Source organism: Enterococcus sp. AZ020, assembly GCF_050499205.1.
Classification (GTDB): domain Bacteria; phylum Bacillota; class Bacilli; order Lactobacillales; family Enterococcaceae; genus Enterococcus_L; species Enterococcus_L dunnyi.
Genome location: NZ_JBIPAT010000001.1, coordinates 2,984,805 through 3,002,758, shown reverse-complemented (window position 1 = coordinate 3,002,758; position 17,954 = coordinate 2,984,805). Strand labels below are relative to the sequence as shown.

General features: G+C 37.0%; 22 protein-coding genes and 1 pseudogene. 11 read left to right on the top strand and 12 right to left on the bottom strand.

From position 1 onward, the window contains the following. Positions 1 to 80: 80 nt before the first annotated feature. From IGI58_RS14435 to IGI58_RS14400, 8 genes are all read right to left on the bottom strand, one after another. Complete coding sequence (locus tag IGI58_RS14435; protein ID WP_429952850.1) at positions 81 to 890, bottom strand: prohibitin family protein; 810 nt, start codon at positions 888 to 890, stop codon at positions 81 to 83. A 49-nt stretch (positions 891 to 939) separates the two neighbouring features. Next, on the bottom strand, positions 940 to 1,107 hold the full coding sequence (locus IGI58_RS14430) for a hypothetical protein (RefSeq protein WP_429952851.1): 168 nt from the start codon (positions 1,105 to 1,107) through the stop codon (positions 940 to 942). Further along, positions 1,108 to 1,299 (bottom strand): hypothetical protein, encoded by a 192-nt coding sequence (locus tag IGI58_RS14425; protein WP_429952852.1) that lies wholly within the window; start codon positions 1,297 to 1,299, stop codon positions 1,108 to 1,110. It lies immediately after the preceding gene. Further along, complete coding sequence (locus IGI58_RS14420) at positions 1,292 to 1,531, bottom strand: helix-turn-helix transcriptional regulator (protein WP_429952853.1); 240 nt, start codon at positions 1,529 to 1,531, stop codon at positions 1,292 to 1,294. The genes IGI58_RS14425 and IGI58_RS14420 overlap by 8 nt, the downstream gene beginning before the upstream one ends. Before the next feature lie 15 nt (positions 1,532 to 1,546). Then, positions 1,547 to 1,774 (bottom strand): hypothetical protein, encoded by a 228-nt coding sequence (locus IGI58_RS14415; protein ID WP_429952854.1) that lies wholly within the window; start codon positions 1,772 to 1,774, stop codon positions 1,547 to 1,549. Positions 1,775 to 1,785: 11 nt separating this feature from the next. Next, on the bottom strand, positions 1,786 to 2,058 hold the full coding sequence (locus IGI58_RS14410; RefSeq protein ID WP_429952856.1) for a hypothetical protein: 273 nt from the start codon (positions 2,056 to 2,058) through the stop codon (positions 1,786 to 1,788). A 136-nt stretch (positions 2,059 to 2,194) separates the two neighbouring features. Continuing rightward, a complete protein-coding gene (locus tag IGI58_RS14405) occupies positions 2,195 to 2,506 on the bottom strand; it encodes a hypothetical protein (RefSeq protein ID WP_429952857.1) in 312 nt (103 codons plus the stop codon). A gap of 89 nt (positions 2,507 to 2,595) precedes the next feature. Further along, complete coding sequence (locus tag IGI58_RS14400; RefSeq protein ID WP_429952858.1) at positions 2,596 to 2,796, bottom strand: helix-turn-helix domain-containing protein; 201 nt, start codon at positions 2,794 to 2,796, stop codon at positions 2,596 to 2,598. A 273-nt stretch (positions 2,797 to 3,069) separates the two neighbouring features. On the opposite strand from IGI58_RS14400, the gene IGI58_RS14395 reads away from it, so the two are divergent. The 5 genes from IGI58_RS14395 to IGI58_RS14375 all read left to right on the top strand — a co-directional run bounded on the left by IGI58_RS14395 (position 3,070) and on the right by IGI58_RS14375 (position 5,957). Continuing rightward, on the top strand, positions 3,070 to 3,453 hold the full coding sequence (locus IGI58_RS14395; RefSeq protein WP_429952859.1) for a helix-turn-helix domain-containing protein: 384 nt from the start codon (positions 3,070 to 3,072) through the stop codon (positions 3,451 to 3,453). Between the two features lie 11 nt (positions 3,454 to 3,464). After that, positions 3,465 to 3,893, top strand: coding sequence for an ImmA/IrrE family metallo-endopeptidase (locus tag IGI58_RS14390; protein ID WP_429952860.1), 429 nt, complete (start codon positions 3,465 to 3,467; stop codon positions 3,891 to 3,893). Positions 3,894 to 3,915: 22 nt separating this feature from the next. Beyond that, entirely contained in the window at positions 3,916 to 4,350 is a 435-nt protein-coding gene (locus tag IGI58_RS14385) for a LysM peptidoglycan-binding domain-containing protein (protein WP_429952861.1), read from the top strand. 27 nt (positions 4,351 to 4,377) lie between these two features. After that, on the top strand, positions 4,378 to 4,707 hold the full coding sequence (locus IGI58_RS14380) for a hypothetical protein (protein WP_429952862.1): 330 nt from the start codon (positions 4,378 to 4,380) through the stop codon (positions 4,705 to 4,707). 110 nt (positions 4,708 to 4,817) lie between these two features. Continuing rightward, on the top strand, positions 4,818 to 5,957 hold the full coding sequence (locus IGI58_RS14375; protein ID WP_429952863.1) for a tyrosine-type recombinase/integrase: 1,140 nt from the start codon (positions 4,818 to 4,820) through the stop codon (positions 5,955 to 5,957). A 99-nt stretch (positions 5,958 to 6,056) separates the two neighbouring features. Here IGI58_RS14375 and groL read toward each other — a convergent pair whose 3' ends face one another. Together groL and groES are read right to left on the bottom strand one after the other, a co-directional pair. Continuing rightward, complete coding sequence (groL, locus tag IGI58_RS14370) at positions 6,057 to 7,685, bottom strand: chaperonin GroEL (RefSeq protein WP_087639712.1); 1,629 nt, start codon at positions 7,683 to 7,685, stop codon at positions 6,057 to 6,059. 47 nt (positions 7,686 to 7,732) lie between these two features. After that, entirely contained in the window at positions 7,733 to 8,017 is a 285-nt protein-coding gene (groES, locus tag IGI58_RS14365; RefSeq protein WP_087639711.1) for a co-chaperone GroES, read from the bottom strand. 238 nt (positions 8,018 to 8,255) lie between these two features. Here groES and IGI58_RS14360 point away from each other — a divergent pair, with 238 nt between their 5' ends. Beyond that, positions 8,256 to 8,435 (top strand): hypothetical protein, encoded by a 180-nt coding sequence (locus tag IGI58_RS14360; RefSeq protein ID WP_087639710.1) that lies wholly within the window; start codon positions 8,256 to 8,258, stop codon positions 8,433 to 8,435. A gap of 88 nt (positions 8,436 to 8,523) precedes the next feature. Then, on the top strand, positions 8,524 to 9,204 hold the full coding sequence (locus tag IGI58_RS14355) for a CPBP family intramembrane glutamic endopeptidase (protein ID WP_429952864.1): 681 nt from the start codon (positions 8,524 to 8,526) through the stop codon (positions 9,202 to 9,204). Positions 9,205 to 9,260: 56 nt separating this feature from the next. Here the strand turns inward: IGI58_RS14355 and IGI58_RS14350 are convergent, their stop codons facing one another. Beyond that, positions 9,261 to 9,917: a redox-sensing transcriptional repressor Rex gene (locus IGI58_RS14350; protein WP_087639708.1), complete on the bottom strand. Its 657-nt coding sequence runs from the start codon at positions 9,915 to 9,917 to the stop codon at positions 9,261 to 9,263. 217 nt (positions 9,918 to 10,134) lie between these two features. Here IGI58_RS14350 and IGI58_RS14345 point away from each other — a divergent pair, with 217 nt between their 5' ends. From IGI58_RS14345 to IGI58_RS14330, 4 genes are all read left to right on the top strand, one after another. Beyond that, positions 10,135 to 12,078, top strand: a complete 1,944-nt coding sequence (locus IGI58_RS14345; protein ID WP_429952865.1) for an ABC-F family ATP-binding cassette domain-containing protein — start codon at positions 10,135 to 10,137, stop codon at positions 12,076 to 12,078. 13 nt (positions 12,079 to 12,091) lie between these two features. Then, positions 12,092 to 12,727, top strand: coding sequence for a TrkA C-terminal domain-containing protein (locus IGI58_RS14340; RefSeq protein WP_429955282.1), 636 nt, complete (start codon positions 12,092 to 12,094; stop codon positions 12,725 to 12,727). 724 nt (positions 12,728 to 13,451) lie between these two features. Beyond that, positions 13,452 to 14,642 (top strand): quaternary amine ABC transporter ATP-binding protein, encoded by a 1,191-nt coding sequence (locus tag IGI58_RS14335; RefSeq protein ID WP_087639705.1) that lies wholly within the window; start codon positions 13,452 to 13,454, stop codon positions 14,640 to 14,642. Next, positions 14,635 to 16,350 (top strand): ABC transporter permease/substrate binding protein, encoded by a 1,716-nt coding sequence (locus tag IGI58_RS14330; RefSeq protein ID WP_429952866.1) that lies wholly within the window; start codon positions 14,635 to 14,637, stop codon positions 16,348 to 16,350. The genes IGI58_RS14335 and IGI58_RS14330 overlap by 8 nt, the downstream gene beginning before the upstream one ends. Positions 16,351 to 16,406: 56 nt before the next feature. On the opposite strand, the pseudogene IGI58_RS14325 reads toward IGI58_RS14330, so the two are convergent. Then, positions 16,407 to 17,823, bottom strand: a pseudogene (locus IGI58_RS14325) (IS1182 family transposase). Positions 17,824 to 17,954 lie beyond the last annotated feature (131 nt).

Below are 17,954 nucleotides of genomic sequence, written 5' to 3'. Positions count from 1 at the left end.
TAACGTCCATACTCTCAACAGTGTGAAGATCAGGATAATTCCAATAACTATTTTTTGAATGAAAAATCCCATACAATCACCTATTTCTTGGCATCTACAATTGCTTCACCAGTTTGAACTTCAACCCAGCCATGTTTTAGGCGTGCTTCTGCTTCTTTCAAGTTGATCAATTCAGGTGTGATTGATTCTGATAGTTTTTTATTTGCATCAGCTTCTGCCTCTGCTGACTTAACTTTTTGGTAAGCTTCACTATCTGCTTTTGTTTTAGCTGTTTGTGCATCAAGCTTGGCTTTTTCATTATCTTGACCAGCACGGATGATTCCATCGATTGATTTTTGTGTTTCGCTGTCAACTTCTGGAACGCCGACTGTAACATCTTCGACCACAAATCCTTTGGCTTCTACTGCTTTGGAGAAGTTGTCTAATAAAGAAGCTTCAACTTTTGATGAATCACCAGATAGGACGTTCAATAGGCTATATTTTGAATAGACTTCTCTTGCTTCTTTTTGTAGCTTAGATTTGAGCCACCCTTTTTCGATATCTTCTGAGGTGATATTGCCGAACTCTTTGTACATTTTTGAGGCATTCGTAGGATCTACCTTGTAATCATATTTAATGTTTACCGTAGTTTTCTTACCGTCTGATGTGGAAACTGATACATCTTTTGCTTGGATCGTTTGCAAACGGATTGGATACTGGATCACCTTATCTAAACCGACAAATTTTACACCTTGAGATAATGTGTCATCTTTAATCCCACCACTCATTGAATAACGAACACCGACATATCCATTGTCAATTTTTTCCCAAAACAGGAAGCCTCCTAGTACTCCTAAACCTACCGCGATTACTCCTGTTACTAAAATCTTTGATCCTGTGCTTTCTTGCATTTTCTAATTCCTCCTAGTTTGTGTTATAATTTTTATACGAATAATTTATTTAATGGCTTGTATCGTTTGCAGACGATGCAGGCTCTTGTTTTTGTTTTGATTCTTTTATCCATCTGCGCTGAGCAAATCGATAGATTCGATCGATTGTTTCTTTGTCTAAATTTTTCAACATTTCACTGATAGACTGAATATATGTTTCTTTTGATGGTTCAGGCATCTAAACACCTACTCTCTGAACTTCATTCAAAATTTCATCGTATTCGTGATACATATTAGTAAGCTGCTTAATCAATTTAGTATCTTGATCAGCTAAAGGTTTAGCATTTTCATGTCTGAGTAATTCAGCATAGTTATCAACTTTGTCTTTGATTGCACCTACTACTAATCTTCTTTGTTCTGGATTAAGCATTGGTTTCACCTTCATCTTTCTGAGTAGTGAAAGTAAATATTTCATAAATAGTGACTCCAAAAACATCAGCAATATCTTGAGCTAACATTAGTGATGGATTAAAACGATTGCGCTCTAACTGAATGATTGTCTGTCTACTGCATCCTACTTTGTCAGCTAACTCCTGTTGTGTCATACGTTTCTTAGCTCTTTCAACATGAATACTTGTTTCAAACTTCTTTTCTTTTGGCATTTAAATCCCTCCTAATTAATACTGAGACCAAGTGTAAAGCCCACTTTCCATCATATCTCTAATTTTTAAAGGCAAATCTAGCGCAATTACCTCTTCTCCATCAGGCATTTTCTTGATTGGATATTTAACAACTACACTCCATAAGCTTGTTTCAGGCCCTTTAGTTTCTAGGTATATCCACTCCTTTTTTTTATAATCATCAACATATCTGACTCTTAATTTACTTTTCTTGCTAGTTCCCATTTGTTCTCCTCCTAATTTAATCTCTTACGTTCAACTACGTATGAATGGAAATCCAACGTCCGAACAATGATATAAGCAACAATGACAGCTAAGCCTATCCAAATTGACATATGAGCCGTAGCGACTACGAACAGTGCCATAGGAATATCTTTCAATTTCATCGTGCCGTTAAAAATACATAGAACAATGATCATCATCCCCGCAACTACCCACAGACTTGACATAACGGCTAGAAATAGAACAAACGGCGTTTCGTCTAATGCTTTGAAAAATTTGTGTTTCATTCGTTTTCTTCCTTCCATATAAGTGATAGATTCCCTACTACCCACACCACAGCTAGAAATACGCTGCCTTGTACCTTCTCGCCTACTGAAAAGCAGATGATGGATAGGCTTAGTAGGATTAGTATTGCTGGTAGTTTCATAAGGTCTCACCTTCAATTTTTAATAAAAAATCACTAGCTGATACTTTTCGAGTTCGATATCGGTTTTCTTCCTTCCATTTTAGAAACAGAATGAAAAGAGCTAGGTTTATCCATGTGACACTGTGAGTCGGTTTTAGAACACCTTCTTTAAACTCAGGTATCTCTTCCATTTCTTTCTGATAGGTATTGAGTGTTGATCTCGATAAACCATTAAAACGTTTCATGAGCTCATCTCTGCGATCCCATTCAACTTGTACCTCTTTCCCTTCTATCTGTTTTAGAAGCTCTTCTACAGTTGGTTTCTTCATCCCTGTCACTCCTTTCAAATAGCTTTCACACACATTAGAGCATTCTAATTTGTAATACATTAGCATTTGCGCTATTATACTAATAAGAACTAACGTTCCTGCTCTGATTTTTTTAGCAAATCATCAACGGTCATACCGAGATAATCTGCAACTTTCGCTAAATTATTTATGGTAGGTTTCGCTTTGTTCCATTTAGAAATAATTCCATTTGAAAGTTCTAAATCAGCCTCTATTTTTTGAATTGATATTCCTTTTTTAGAAGCTAACTTCTTAATTTGATCATAAAGCAATTAGCTCACTCCCTTCTTTTTAGATTTTAAACAGATTTTTTTAATCTATCCTATTGACTTACCTCAGAATATAATCTAATATGAATGTATGCTAAATATACCTAAGAATTGTTGAGATTCTTGAGTTAAATCATATGTGAGATAAGTCTTAAAACCTTTTGGCGAGATTTTAGGATAGCTATATGTGTACCTTGTTTTGAGTACACATGAATATTAACATAGATTTAATTCTATTGTCAACAGTTTTATTAGAATTAAATCGGAGGTTTTATTTTGGGAACATATCAGATCATAAAAGAGCTTGCTAGATCAAAGAAAATTAGTATTGCTCAATTAGAAAGAGAATTAGATTTATCCAACGGAATTATATCTAAATGGGACAAAGTCAAGCCCAACTCAGAACCACTGTCAAAAGTAGCTGATTATTTTGAAGTCTCAACTGATTACCTTTTAGGACGTAAAAGTGAAATTGAAGAAAGTGCTCCAAAGTGGGCAAGTGATAACGATATTCTTGAACTAGATAAAATGTTGAGTTCAAATGTAAACATGAGTTATGGAGGTGAAAATTTGACCGAAGAAGAAAAACAAAGAGTTAAAGATGTATTAACAGGCATATTCTGGGAAAAGTTAGAGAAACAAAAGAAAACAAATAAATGAGGGTGACGTGATTGCAGATATCTAAAATGATGGATGATTTAAAAAACAAGTACGGTACTATGAATCCATTTAATCTGTCTGAACACATGAATATCGAAATAAAATATGTAAACTTTTTAAAAAATCCTAGAGGTCAATATACAACAATACTAGGTGATAAAGTAATCCTGCTAAGCAATTCAATTAAAGATACTAATGAGGAGTATTTTGTTTGTGCCCATGAGCTTGGTCATGCTCTACTGCATACAGACATATCAGGGTATTACTCTTTGAATAACTCGACGAAAAATAAATCAGAATACGAAGCGAGTAAATTTGCAACTAAACTGATCTACGAGTTATATAAGGAAGAACATGATTTTAAGCTCAGTAAGATTGATCTACTTTCAAAAGAATATGGACTTCCTGAAACGTTCTATTCAATCTTAGAAAATAACTAAATCATAAAGGTGAGGAAAAAAGATGAAAAAAGTGTTTATGTTAAGTATTGCTTTAATCGCATTAGCTGGGTGTGGAAATAGTTCTGATAAAAAAATCGACTCCAGCAGTTCTTCAAAAACAGAACAGTCAACTAGTTCAAGTACGAAAGAATCATCTACATCAATTAGTAGTTCTTCTACCGAAACAAGTTCTGAAACAAGTCAGACTGCTGCAGTGTTGCAAGAAACACAACAGCCAGAAAGTGAAGTAGTTGCCGAGGAAGCTGTCCCTAGTAGCGAAGAACAACCTGCACAATCTTCAGAACCTCAGCAATATATATATGATGAAGTGCAAGCTGGAGAAGGTCCGAATCAATTCGCTCAAAGAAACGGGATTAGTTTAGAACAATTATTCGAATTGAATAATATGGATGCAAGTTCAGGAATATCTCCTGGAGAACAACTTAGAGTAAAATAAAAAAATTAAAAGTGAGGGTTTTTCAAAATGAAAAAAATTAAAATGCTACTATTTGCTATGTTTATCTCGTTGGTATTGGTTGGCTGCGGATCAAAAGTAGCTGAGCCTGATTATACTGAAAAAGAAGCTGAAATCGCGTTGAATAATGGTGAGAATTTAGAAGGTAAAACTGTACAAGTAAAAGTTGCAACTTTTGTTCCAGATGGGGCATTGGGTTATACTATCCAAGCTGGGAAACACCTAAACTATATTTCCAGTGACAATCCCAACGTAAAAGAAGGCGATGAAATTGTCGTTAAGATCAAAAAAGTTGAGAATGTGCTTGGTTCTTTTGTTATGTCCTATGAAAAACAATAATTAAAATAAAAACGTACCCCTCCGACCAAGAAGCAAGTACGTTAAAAATAAAACCACAATAGGCTTATTTAGTTACGCTTATTGTATCAAAATATTAGGAGTGATACAACATGTGGATGGAAGAGTTAGACAATGGAAAGTTTAAATACTTTGAGCGTTATACAGAACCTTATTCCGAAAAAGTAAAAAGGGTTAGCGTGACATTAGATTCTGATTCAGGACGGGCAAGAAATAAAGCCGTTAAAATACTTACTGACAGAATCGACGAAAAGCTTAAAAATTATAATCGATCAGATATGAGATTCGATGAATTATACAAAGAATGGTTCAATTATTATAAGATGCATGTTAAAAGATCGAGCTGGACTAAAGTCCCTAAGATGATGAAACATATCAATAAAGTGATTCCAGGTGATACATTGATAAGGAATATTGATGAAGAACTTATCCAAAAAATAGTTGAAGAAATGTATACATTCGGGACCCTGTCTCTTAACTATACCAAGCAGACAAAAACCACTCTATCTGTCATGTTGAACTATGCACAACAAAAAAAATACATCTCTAACAATACAGCTCTACTGGTAAAGATACAACCTAAAAAGAGTGAGGAAGAAAAACGAAGAAAGCAGATGGATGAAAAATATCTAGATCAAAAAGAAGTGAAAGTAATCCTTGATCATATGAGAAAAAGAAGCAGTCGTTCGCTTCATGCTTATATTGCTGAATTTCTTTATCTAACGGGATTAAGATATGGAGAGCTTCAAGCCTTGCAGATCAAAAACTACGATGGAAAATCAATTCAGGTGAATGGGACACTAGACTATTCTTTCTTGAAAATGTCTGAAGCTGTAAAGACCACACCGAAGAATGTTTATTCTAACCGTATTGTTGAATTATCAGATCGGGCAAAAGAGATATTGAATCAAGTTATCGCTGACAATACTTTTAGACTTGGAGAACAGGCACATGATAATTATATTTTTATATCAAACAGAGGAACCCCTCTCTCTCTCCATAGTTTCAATATTATTCTTCATAAGGTAGAGGAAGAACTATCTTTCGAGAAAAAATTGTCTTCTCATATTTTTCGTCACAGTCATGTATCGCTTTTATCTGAGCTTAATGTTCCGCTAAAGGCAATTATGGAGCGTGTAGGACACTCTGACGCAAATACAACTCTATCTATATATAACCATGTTACAAAAAAAGCTAAAAAGCAGGTCATAAACAAACTTAATAGCCTATAATTTTTTTATATTTTTATGCCCCTTTATTGCCCCTTACGTAAATAAACAATCAATAAAAAGAAAAAGAACCCTTATAAAATAAGGGTTCTCAAAGAGTTATTACATCATGCCGCCCATACCCATTGAAGGATCCATTGGTGGCATTGCTGGTGCAGCTGGTTCTGGTTTATCAGCAACAACAGCTTCTGTTGTCAATAATAATGCAGCAACAGAGGCAGCGTTTTGTAATGCTGAACGAGTTACTTTTGTAGGATCAACGATCCCTGCTTCTACCATATTGACCCATTCGCCATTTGCAGCATTGAAACCAATACCTAGTTCAATATTTTTCAATTTATCGACAACAACTGAGCCTTCATAGCCAGCATTTTCAGCGATTTGACGAATTGGTTCTTCCAAGGCACGGACAACGATTTTCACGCCAGTGGCTACGTCTCCTTCAGCTTCTACTTCTGTTACTTTATTGATCACATTAACTAAAGCAGTACCACCACCAGAAACCATTCCTTCTTCGACAGCTGCGCGAGTAGCATTTAACGCATCTTCGATACGTAGTTTCAATTCTTTTAGTTCTGTTTCAGTTGCAGCACCAACTTTGACAACGGCAACCCCGCCAGCTAATTTTGCTAAACGTTCCTGTAGTTTTTCGCGGTCAAAATCAGAAGTTGTTTCTGCAATTTGATTTTTGATCAATTGAACACGTGCATCGATTCCTGCTTTTTCGCCTGCACCTTCAACGATCGTTGTATTGTCTTTATCCACAACGACCTTGCTTGCATTTCCAAGATTTTCGATCGTTGTATCTTTCAATTCAAGGCCTAAATCATCTGTGATCACAGTTCCGCCAGTTAAGACAGCAATATCTTCAAGCATCGCTTTACGACGATCACCAAATCCTGGAGCTTTCACTGCAACAACATTGAATGTTCCGCGGATTTTGTTTAATACTAAGGTTGGTAATGCTTCTCCATCAACATCATCAGCAATGATCAATAATGGACGGCTTTGTTGTAGAATTTGTTCTAGTAACGGTAAGATATCTTGGATGTTTGAGATTTTTTTATCTGTGATTAAGATATATGGATTTTCTAAAACAGCTTCCATTTTATCATTGTCAGTGACCATATATTGAGATAGATAACCGCGATCAAACTGCATTCCTTCAACGACATCTAATTCTGTTTCGATCCCTTTTGATTCTTCGATCGTAATAACGCCGTCATTCCCAACTTTTTCCATTGCATCTGCAATCAGTTGACCCACACGGTCTGATCCTGAAGAAACAGCTGCAACTTGAGCGATCGCTTCTTTAGAATCAACGACTGTTGAGATATTGTGTAATTCTTCAACAGCTGTTTTTGTTGCTAGTTCGATACCACGGCGAATTCCTAACGGATTAGCTCCCGCCGTAACATTTTTCAATCCTTCACGTACGATCGCTTGCGTTAAAACAGTAGCAGTTGTTGTACCATCTCCAGCGATATCATTTGTTTTTGATGCTACCTCTGAAACAAGCTTAGCACCCATATTTTCAAAATGATCTTCTAATTCGATTTCTTTCGCGATTGTCACGCCATCATTTGTGATCAAAGGAGAACCAAATGATTTTTCTAAGACAACGTTACGACCTTTAGGGCCTAATGTTACTTTTACTGTATCTGCTAAAATATCTACACCTCGAAGCATTGCTGCTCGTGCATCTTCTGCGAATTTAATTTCTTTTGCCATGATTTCTTCACCTCAAAATTATTTTTCTATTTACTTGATTGTATCGATTACTCAACGATCGCAATAATATCTTTTCCAGAAACGATCAGGTAATCATTGCCTTCATATTTTACTTCTGTACCGGCGTATTTTTCAAACATTACTACATCGCCTTCTTTAACATCAGCAGGAACTTTTGTCCCGTTATCTAAAACACGGCCTTCTCCTACTGCGATGACTTTTCCAGTTTGTGGTTTTTCTTTAGCAGCAGACGCTAAAACAATGCCTCCTACTGTCTTTTCTTCTTCTTGTGCGACTTCAATAATGACGCGATCGCTTAATGGTTTTAACACAATAAATCCCTCCATACTAAAATTGATCATCTTTTTTAGCACTCTTATAAGCAGAGTGCTAACTTACACTTTTTATAATACTCATTTTACTATTACTTTGCAAGTCTTTTGGTCAATTTTATAAAATATTTCTTCCCTCTTATTTTTACATCTATTAAAAGGTCCTTAGCCAAATAAAGCATTTTTTTGTTTACAACGATTTCATGGTAAAATAAAAAAAGAAAGTGAGGCGATTTAGATGAAACAACGAATTATCGGAGCTCTACTGGCGACTGGCCTTTATTTGATCATTGCAAATGTGGGAAATTTCTTTTTTGGCATCAGCCGACGTTTTGATTGGACAACAACATTATGGGAAGCAGCGTTCTTCTTTGTATTCATTTTTCTCTTATTAGGGTATCGCAATAATCGAAAATGATCTACTTTCATTCAATCAGTCCATATCTTCTCATAAAGGATATGATATACTTTTTACATTGTTATATGGAAAGGAGTTCAATTTATTTATGCTCAGAAACTTATCGATCAAAAAATTAAGCATCATTACGATTTTACTTTATTTACTAGTCTTTTTTTCACCCTATGTCTTTGTACCATTTTCTTCAGATTTAGTGATCATCGGCACAACTGTCAGCTATATTCTTGGGGCAGCAGTGATGATATGCCTATACTTCAATAATAGGAAAACAGCTACTACAATTACTGAAAATGAAGCAAAATTGACTTCTCCTGTTTTTACCTTGCTTTTAGGCATCAGCGGGATTTTTCTGGCTATGATCATCCAAACAATCGTCTTCAGTATCGAAATGGCCATCACGGGGGAACAACCAAGTTCACAAAATACTCAAAATATCATGGCTATTATTTTAGCTAACCCGCTATTTATATTGGCAACTACTATCGGCGGCCCTATCATGGAAGAATTTGTTTTTCGCCGTTCGATGATTGGATTAACAGAAAGTTATACAGGTTTTTGGATCGCTGCTGGGATCAGTTCAGCTTTGTTCTCCGTCGTGCATCAAGATGGCCATTTCTTTGTTTACTTTTTCATGGGCTTCTTTTTTGCTATTTTATATAAAATGACTGGAAAAATTTGGACATCGATCCTTGCACATTGCGGAATGAATACGCTCGTTGTCATCGCTCAATTGATTCTACATTATGCAAATATTGAATTACCTAAATAAAAAATACCTAAGGTTCCGTATCACATCGTGAGTACAACCTTAGGTATTTTACTTTTTTATTCTTCTATCTCAGTGTCGATCAATTCATTGTCATGATGCAAGAAGTAGATCAACGTTTGTAATTCATTCGTCAAATCAACATTTTGAATCAATACATCAGAAGGTGCAACCAAACGTGCTGCGGTAAAGTTCAAGATCCCTTTGACCCCTGCATCTGCTAATTGGCTGACAACTTCTTGTGCTCTTCTAGCAGGTAACGTCAAAATAGCTACTTCGATTTGCTGAACACGAATCTGCTCCATCATATCGCTCATTGGATATACGGGGATCCCGTCGACGATCCGACCAACGATATCTTCATTTACATCAAACGCGCAACTCACACGAATACTGTTACTTTGGTGGAATTTATATTTAAGTAATGCACTCCCTAAATTCCCTACACCGATCAAAGCCACATTAGTAAGTTCATCATCATTCAATGTTTTAGCGAAGAAATTCATTAAGTTCTCCACATCATAACCGTAACCACGCTTACCTAATTCACCAAAATAAGAAAAATCGCGGCGAATCGTTGCGCTATCTACTTGAACTGCTTCACTTAACTCTGTTGAAGAAACTTTGTTTTTCCCTGCGTCATGCAGGATTCTCAAATAACGATAATATAGGGGAAGGCGGCGTGCCGTTGCTTTTGGAATAATTTGGTCTTTCACAATTGTACCTCCAATATTCTAAATATAGACAAATATCCATCTCTCATGATATCAGTTATTCTCATCAAAAAGCAATCTTACAGCTCAAGAAAAAGCAATTTTTTCAATCTTTTCTAATTCCCTAAAGTGATTTTTGCAGGACAACCGGCAGTATAGGTGCTATTTTGCCTTAAACTATGCTACACTAAAGACATTCAAATAGAAATGAGGATGCCCCATGATTTTACTCCAAGCAAATCAAATCGCCCGTTATTTTGGAGCGGAAACTTTGTTTGAAAACATACAAATGGAAATCAGCACGAATAGTCGAATTGCTTTAGTCGGCCGCAATGGTGCTGGTAAATCAACATTATTAAAAATAATTGCTGGAATCGACGCTCCTGATGCAGGAACGATCGCTAAAAATAAAACGGCCAGTCTTGGCTACCTTGCTCAAGATACTGGTTTAACCTCTAATAAAACTGTTTGGGACGAAATGCTTGAAGCCTTTGCAGAAATCATCACAATGGAAAAACGTATGAGAGAATTAGAAGTGATCATCAGTGAACTTTTACCTGATGCAGCAAACTACGAATCAATAATGATGGAATACGATCGCCTTCAGCATGACTTTGCTGAGCAAAACGGCTACGGGTATGAAAATGAGATCCGCTCAGTTTTACACGGATTCGGCTTCCAAGAAGATTTTTATGAAAAAGCCATCAGTACATTGTCTGGAGGTCAAAAAACTCGTTTGGCTTTAGCTAGAATGCTGCTGCAAAAACCAGATATTTTAATTTTGGATGAACCAACAAACCATTTAGATATCGATACTCTTTCTTGGCTAGAAAATTATCTGCCAAGTTATTCAGGTGCTCTCTTGATCGTTTCCCATGATCGCTATTTTCTTGATAAGGTCGTCAATGAAGTCTATGAAATCAGCCGTCACAAAATGCGTTATTACAAAGGTAATTATTCAAAATATTTAGATTTAAAAGCTGAGCAGCTGACCAGCGAATGGAAAGCCTATGAAAAACAACAGGCTGAGATCAGTAAACTGGAGGATTTTGTCGCACGAAATTTAGTGAGAGCTTCCACAACCAAACGCGCACAAAGCCGAAGAAAAACCTTAGAAAAAATGGAACGATTGGATCGGCCTCAAGGTGATGAAAAATCAGCTAATTTTCTTTTTGATATAGAAAAAGTATCTGGAAATGTCGTACTTCAGGTTGAAGAAGCAGCTATCGGGTATGATACTCGCATTTTATCTGAACCTGTTTCTTTAGATATCCGAAGACAAGAAGCTATCGCTTTAGTAGGTCCAAACGGAATCGGAAAATCAACGCTGCTTAAATCGATCATTGGAAAAATCCCTTTTATCAAAGGTCATGCAACGCTTGGAACCAATGTCCAAATCGGATACTATGATCAAGAGCAAGCGGAGTTACATGGTACAAAAACAGTTTTAGCCGAATTATGGGATGAACATCCTACCACTCCGGAAAAGGAGATCCGAAGTGTGTTGGGCAGCTTTTTATTTAGTGGAAACGATGTTGAAAAAACGATTCCGCTTCTAAGCGGCGGCGAAAAAGCTCGCGTTGCTTTAGCCAAATTATCGATGGATAAAGAAAATTTTCTGATCCTTGACGAACCAACCAACCACCTAGATATCGATAATAAAGAGGTACTTGAAAATGCCTTGATCGATTATGAAGGTACGTTATTATTTGTTTCCCATGACCGTTATTTTATCAACCGAATTGCTACAAAAGTGATCGAACTTTCCGAATCTGGTAGTAAATTATATTTGGGCGATTACGATTACTATATCGAAAAGAAAAAAGAAGAAGAAGAATTGGCTGAATTATTAGCAGATGAAACAACTAAATCTTCGGAGACACCAAAACCTAAAAATGACTTTTATCAAAACAAAGAGCAGCAAAAAATACTACGGAACCTAAAGAGAAAAATCACTCAAATCGAAGAAACGCTAACGTCATTGGATACATCTATCGACGAGCTAGAGCAAAGCATGAATGATCCAGCGCTAGTTGACGACCATGTAAAACTAATGGCTTTAAATGACGAACTGGAGTCTCAACGTACTCAGCAGGAAACATTGCTTACAGATTGGGAAAATCTCAGCCTTGAGCTAGAAGAATTTGAAGATATGAACGAATGAAAGGCAGATGAATATGGCATCTAAACGCATGAATGTCACCAAACCTAAATATCAACAAATCGCTGTCGATGTCGCCTCTCAAATCGCTGAACAACGATTCTCAGTGGGCGATAAGCTTCACGCACGTTCTACACTGGCAAATAAATACAGCGTTTCACCTGAAACCGCTCGAAAGGCTATCAGTGTTTTAGTCGATTTAGAAATCGTCAAAGCAAAGCATGGCAGTGGATTTTATGTCCACTCGATCGAAAAAGCCAAAGTTTTCGTTGAACAATACCAAGATGTTCAATCGATCCATGATCTAAAAGAGGACTTGATCAATAGTGTAGAGAAGCAAAAAGAAGAATTAAGCTACTTCTCTGAAATATTAGATAAGTTAGTTGATCAAACAAAACGTTTTGATTCTTTCAATCCTTTGAATCCCGTAACATTTACCTTAACGGAAAAAGCTGCAAACCTTGATAGGACAATCAGTGAGTTAAACCTATGGCAAAGTACTTCTGCCACCGTTATTGCAATCAAACATGGGGAAGAATTACTTGTCTCTCCTGGTCCTTATGCAAAATTAGAAGCCGGTGATACGATTTATTTTGTTGGACATGAATCTACTTTGCAGCGCGTTCAAAACTACTTCTATCCTAGCGTGTAATCAAAATGGCTATATAGCAGCTCCTTTGGAAATTTCGTAAAAATTGGTCTTTGGCCACCGTTCATTAAGTAAGAGAGTTTGAAACAAAACTGTTATTCAGCTTTGTTTCGAACTCTCTTATTATTTTCTCATGAGATATAACAGCAATTTGACAAAGTGACTACACGATGTTAACCTAAAATGGTCACTTTTTTTCAGAAAAGAAATGATTTTCTTTTCATGAATAAAAAATTGAGTATGAATGATCGCTACAATGGACAACGTATTTGTTATCTAGCTGCACAAATCAATCCTTAAGAAAATAGGCAAATTGCCAGTGAGACAAAAAGCGTCTCAATCTCAATTTCCTAATTTTCTACAGAACTAACCGATTTGTTCCGCTTGTACTGAGAATCACAACGAAAGTATTTGAGTTGATGATGAACAGTACAAGACTTTCGTAAGAAAGTGTTGATCATTTGTGCTATCTAGCTGCACAGGCTAGTTCTTCGGAAAAAAGATAAAAATGATCTGAGGCAAAAAACACCTCATTTCATTTTTCCTATTTTTCTTTCAGAACTAAATGAGCCTGTTCCGCTTTTATTGCTATCCAGCTGTACAAGCCAGCTTTTCGGAAAAAAGATAAAAATGAATTGTGGCAAAAAGCATAACATTTCGTTTTTCCTATTTTTCTGTCAACGCTAAACGGCTTGTTCCGCTTTTAATTTTAAGGAGGAATTTTGTTTTGCCCAAGGTAAAAGTGTCACATTTAACAAAAATATTTGGTAAAAAATCCAAGCAAGCATTGGATATGATCCGAGAAAACAAGTCAAAAACGGAGATTTTGAAAAAGACGGGTGCCACTGTCGGTGTGTATGATGTTAATTTTGAAGTCGAAGAAGGAGAAATTTTCGTGATCATGGGACTTTCAGGAAGTGGGAAGTCTACGTTGATTCGTTTATTGAATCGCTTGATTGAACCAACATCAGGAAATATCTTTATCGACGATCAAGAAATCGCCAAACTGGATAAAGAAGGATTACGGGAAGTCCGTAGAAATAAAATGAGTATGGTGTTCCAAAATTTTGGTCTCTTCCCTCACCGAACAATTTTAGAAAATACAGAATATGGTTTAGAAGTTCGTGGCGTTCCTAAAGAAGAACGAACAGCTAAAGCTGAACAAGCGTTGGAAAATTCTAGTTTATTAGCATTTAAAGATCAATATCCCAATCAATTATCCGGTGGGATGCAGCAACGGGTCGGTTTAGCCCGAGCATTAGCAAATGATCCTGAAATCCTATTGATGGATGAAGCATTTTCAGCTCTTGACCCTTTGATTCGCCGTGAAATGCAGGATGAATTAGTTGATTTACAAGAAAATGTGAAGAAAACGATTATTTTTATTACTCATGATTTAAATGAGGCGTTACGTATCGGTGATCGGATTGCCTTGATGAAAGATGGACAGATCATGCAAATCGGTACTGGAGAAGAAATCTTGACCAATCCCGCTAATGATTATGTTCGTACGTTCGTTGAAGATGTCGATCGTTCAAAAGTCTTGACCGCACAAAATATCATGGTGCCGGCACTTACGACCAATATCGAGATCGACGGCCCTACGGTTGCTCTGACTCGTATGCGCCAAGAAGAAGTTAGTATGCTGATGGCAGTCGACAAAAAACGTCAGTTAAAAGGAGTGGTCCGGGCTGAACGTGCGTTAGAAGCAAGAAAAGCTGGACTTCCATTAACAGATTTTGTTGACACTGAGATCACAACGATCGATAAAGATATGCTAGTCAATGATATCTTACCTATCATCTATGACTCCCCTACTCCTGTTGCAGTAACAGATAATAATAAGCTATTGGGTGTAGTTATTCGCGGAAGTGTTCTTGAAGCATTAGCAGAAACTGAGGTGAGCATCAATGAATAATTATCAATTACCAGTAGCTGACTGGGTAGAGACGATCACAGAATGGATGACAAATACATTTTCTGGACTATTCAGTTTCTTCCAATCTACAGGTCAAAGTCTGATGGATACGATCACTTCTCTACTTGTTGCAATCCCGCCACTATTGTTCATTGTATTATTAACGGTGGTTGCCTTTCTTATTTCAAATAAGAAAATCGGTCTAAGTCTTTTCACTTTGGTTGGTCTATTATTTATCTATAACCAAAACCTTTGGAACGATTTGATGAGCACAGTGACGTTAGTTTTACTTTCTAGTGTAGTATCGATCATTATTGGGGTTCCATTAGGGATCTTAATGGCTAAAAGTAATAAAGCTCAAAGTGTGATCACTCCTATCCTCGATTTCATGCAAACGATGCCTGGATTTGTCTATTTGATACCAGCAGTTGCTTTCTTTGGTATTGGAATGGTCCCTGGTGTATTTGCTTCTGTCATTTTTGCTTTACCGCCAACTGTTCGTTTTACGAACCTTGGTATTCGCCAAGTGCCGAAAGAATTAGTTGAAGCTTCCGATTCATTTGGTAGTACAGGCTGGCAGAAACTATTTAAGCTAGAATTACCATTAGCTAAAAGCACCATTATGGCTGGTGTCAACCAAACAACCATGCTGGCACTTTCAATGGTCGTTATCGCTTCGATGATCGGCGCACCTGGCTTAGGTCGTGGTGTTCTATCTGCCTTGCAAAGAGCGCAAGTCGGAAATGGTTTTGTCAATGGTGTTGCTTTAGTTATCTTAGCAATCATTATCGATCGCTTTACTCAAAATCTAAACAAGAAAAAAACAACACCAGCTAAATCGACTGTTTCTAAGAAGCAGAAAATCGGCGGTATCATCGCTATCGTTGTGTTGATCATTGGCGCTATTGCAGTTCCTTCTCTATTTACTTCAGCAAAGGATGAAGATAAAAAAATCTCATTGTCTTACGTAGAATGGGATACAGAAGTTGCCTCCACTCACGTGATAGCTGAAGTATTGAAGGATGCTGGATATAATGTTTCATTGACGCCATTAGATAATGCCATCATGTGGGAATCTGTATCAAAAGGTGAAACAGATGCTATGGTTGCAGCTTGGCTTCCCGGCACACATGGGGAACAATACAAACAATATCAATCTAAAGTCGATGATCTAGGTGAAAATCTAAAAGGTGCTAAATTGGGGCTTGTCGTTCCAGCCTATATGGATGTTGATTCGATTGAAGATTTAACAGATCAAGCTGGCAAAAAAATCACAGGGATCGAACCTGGGGCAGGAGTTGTTTCTGCAGCTGAAAAAACACAGAGAGCCTACAGCAATTTAGCAGACTGGTCTGTTGAAACCTCTTCTTCCGGCGCAATGACTGTTGCCTTAGGTCAAGCGATCAAAAATAAAGAAGAGATCGTCATCACCGGCTGGTCTCCTCACTGGATGTTTGCTAAATATGATTTAAAATATTTAGAAGATCCTAAAGGAACGATGGGAACTGAAGAAACGATCCATACAATGGCTAGAAAAGGATTAGAAAAAGACAATCCTGAAGCTTATAATATCTTGAAAAATTTCCACTGGACAAAGGAAGACATGGAATCTGTCATGTTAGCGATCAACAATGGAGCTGACCCAGAACAAGCAGCACGAGATTGGATCGATAGTCATTCAGATGAAGTGGCAAAATGGAAAAAATAAACCAAAGAAAAAAGCAACTCATCGTATGAGTTGCTTCAGACTGTAGACAAATACGTTCAACATTCAGAAAATAGAGTGTTGAGCGTATTTTTTATCTTAGTATCAAAATCAAAGTAAAAAAATAAAGGCATTCGCCTTTTTCTAGCCCCACAAGGCTAATTTCTTTAAGTTCATTGCAGCAAAAATCAGCCTCGTATGCACTGCGACTTTTTCCAAGGTTCGGTATTTTGTCCAGCGCATCCCGTGCTTCTCTTTTGCATCGGCAAACACTCTTTCAATAGTTTCTTTTCGTTTGCGGTATGTCTCTCGATTAAAGGACGTATGACGAAGATGTTCTGCATTTTCCAACCCAGCTTGCCAAATATGACGAGTCACTACTTTTTGATGATTTTGACTTCTTGTGCACTGCTTCAATTGCGGACAGTTCTGACAAATGTAAGATTTTGACTTATATTCACGGTATCCCTCTCGAGTAAGTGTAGAAAAATGTAAGGGGTGATTTTCAGGGCACAGGTAACAATCGTAGTATTCGTCATAGACAAATTGATTTTTGGCTAGTAACGTTCGATCACCTCTAGGTCGTGTATAAGGAAGAACAGGGTGAAGATTTCTCCGACGGAGAAATTCTATAAAAGTGGCAGTTTTATACCCAGCATCAGCAGCCACAGCGTATATCGCTGGAAATTTAGTACAGATAGAGGCAACTAAATCAGGAGCAATTTGACTATCATGACGGTTACCAGGAGTCACAATGACATCAAAAATGAATCCATGTTCATCACAACCAGTATGAGCAGAATAAGCAAATTGTTTCTCTCGTTCTCCTTTTACATAATATCCGCTCTCTGGGTCTACTTTACTTATTTTTCGTTCTTTCAGCTCACTTTCTGGCAGGAAAATAAAAGGACGCTTTCCTGCCTTGATGCGTTCCTCGTTAATTTCTTTCTCTAATTCTGATTGATAGGCCTTAGCTTCAATATGGGTCATTTCTCTAGTAAAATGGTGCTTGTTTGCATTGGCTTTGATATGAGTAGAATCCATATAGAGAACATCTTCCGTAACCATCCGAGCTTTGACAGCTTGTTCCAGTATGTAGGCAAAGATATCTTCAAAGAGTGTGGTCTCTCGAAAGCGGCGAACATAGTTTTTTCCAAAGGTAGAGAAATGTGGAATGGTTTCATTGAAATCGTAGCCTAAAAACCAACGATAAGCGACATTCGTGTCTATTTCTTTTATGGTTTGACGCATGGAACGGATACCAAAGAGATATTGAATGAAGACGATTTTGACTAAAACCACAGGATCAATACTTGGTCGACCTAAGGTCGAATAAGTTGATTCAACAATTGGATAAATGAAGGTAAAATCGATTGCTTTATCTACTTTTCGAATCAAGTGATCTGTTGGGACAAGTTCTTCCAAGGAAATCATCATGTACTGATCTCTGCCATTCATTGGGTGTTTTGTCATCATTTTTCCCACTCCCCTTTAAAACGTTTTCATACGTTAAGTATAAAAGAAAAAACTGTAGACGTCATCCCTTTTTTAGGACTTTGTCTACAGTCTGAGGTGAACTAAAGTTCACCTTTTGTTTTACGAAATAT

Coding starts and splice junctions, on each gene's coding strand:
- IGI58_RS14405 (WP_429952857.1), bottom strand. CDS start 2,506: ATGAAGAAACCAACTGTAGAAGAGCTTCTAAAACAGATAGAAGGGAAA.
- IGI58_RS14435 (WP_429952850.1), bottom strand. CDS start 890: ATGCAAGAAAGCACAGGATCAAAGATTTTAGTAACAGGAGTAATCGCG.
- IGI58_RS14425 (WP_429952852.1), bottom strand. CDS start 1,299: ATGCTTAATCCAGAACAAAGAAGATTAGTAGTAGGTGCAATCAAAGAC.
- IGI58_RS14380 (WP_429952862.1), top strand. CDS start 4,378: ATGAAAAAAATTAAAATGCTACTATTTGCTATGTTTATCTCGTTGGTA.
- IGI58_RS14410 (WP_429952856.1), bottom strand. CDS start 2,058: ATGAAACACAAATTTTTCAAAGCATTAGACGAAACGCCGTTTGTTCTA.
- IGI58_RS14415 (WP_429952854.1), bottom strand. CDS start 1,774: ATGGGAACTAGCAAGAAAAGTAAATTAAGAGTCAGATATGTTGATGAT.
- IGI58_RS14375 (WP_429952863.1), top strand. CDS start 4,818: ATGTGGATGGAAGAGTTAGACAATGGAAAGTTTAAATACTTTGAGCGT.
- IGI58_RS14345 (WP_429952865.1), top strand. CDS start 10,135: ATGATTTTACTCCAAGCAAATCAAATCGCCCGTTATTTTGGAGCGGAA.
- IGI58_RS14430 (WP_429952851.1), bottom strand. CDS start 1,107: ATGCCTGAACCATCAAAAGAAACATATATTCAGTCTATCAGTGAAATG.
- IGI58_RS14420 (WP_429952853.1), bottom strand. CDS start 1,531: ATGCCAAAAGAAAAGAAGTTTGAAACAAGTATTCATGTTGAAAGAGCT.
- IGI58_RS14360 (WP_087639710.1), top strand. CDS start 8,256: ATGAAACAACGAATTATCGGAGCTCTACTGGCGACTGGCCTTTATTTG.
- IGI58_RS14340 (WP_429955282.1), top strand. CDS start 12,092: ATGGCATCTAAACGCATGAATGTCACCAAACCTAAATATCAACAAATC.
- groL (WP_087639712.1), bottom strand. CDS start 7,685: ATGGCAAAAGAAATTAAATTCGCAGAAGATGCACGAGCAGCAATGCTT.
- IGI58_RS14355 (WP_429952864.1), top strand. CDS start 8,524: ATGCTCAGAAACTTATCGATCAAAAAATTAAGCATCATTACGATTTTA.
- IGI58_RS14330 (WP_429952866.1), top strand. CDS start 14,635: ATGAATAATTATCAATTACCAGTAGCTGACTGGGTAGAGACGATCACA.
- IGI58_RS14385 (WP_429952861.1), top strand. CDS start 3,916: ATGAAAAAAGTGTTTATGTTAAGTATTGCTTTAATCGCATTAGCTGGG.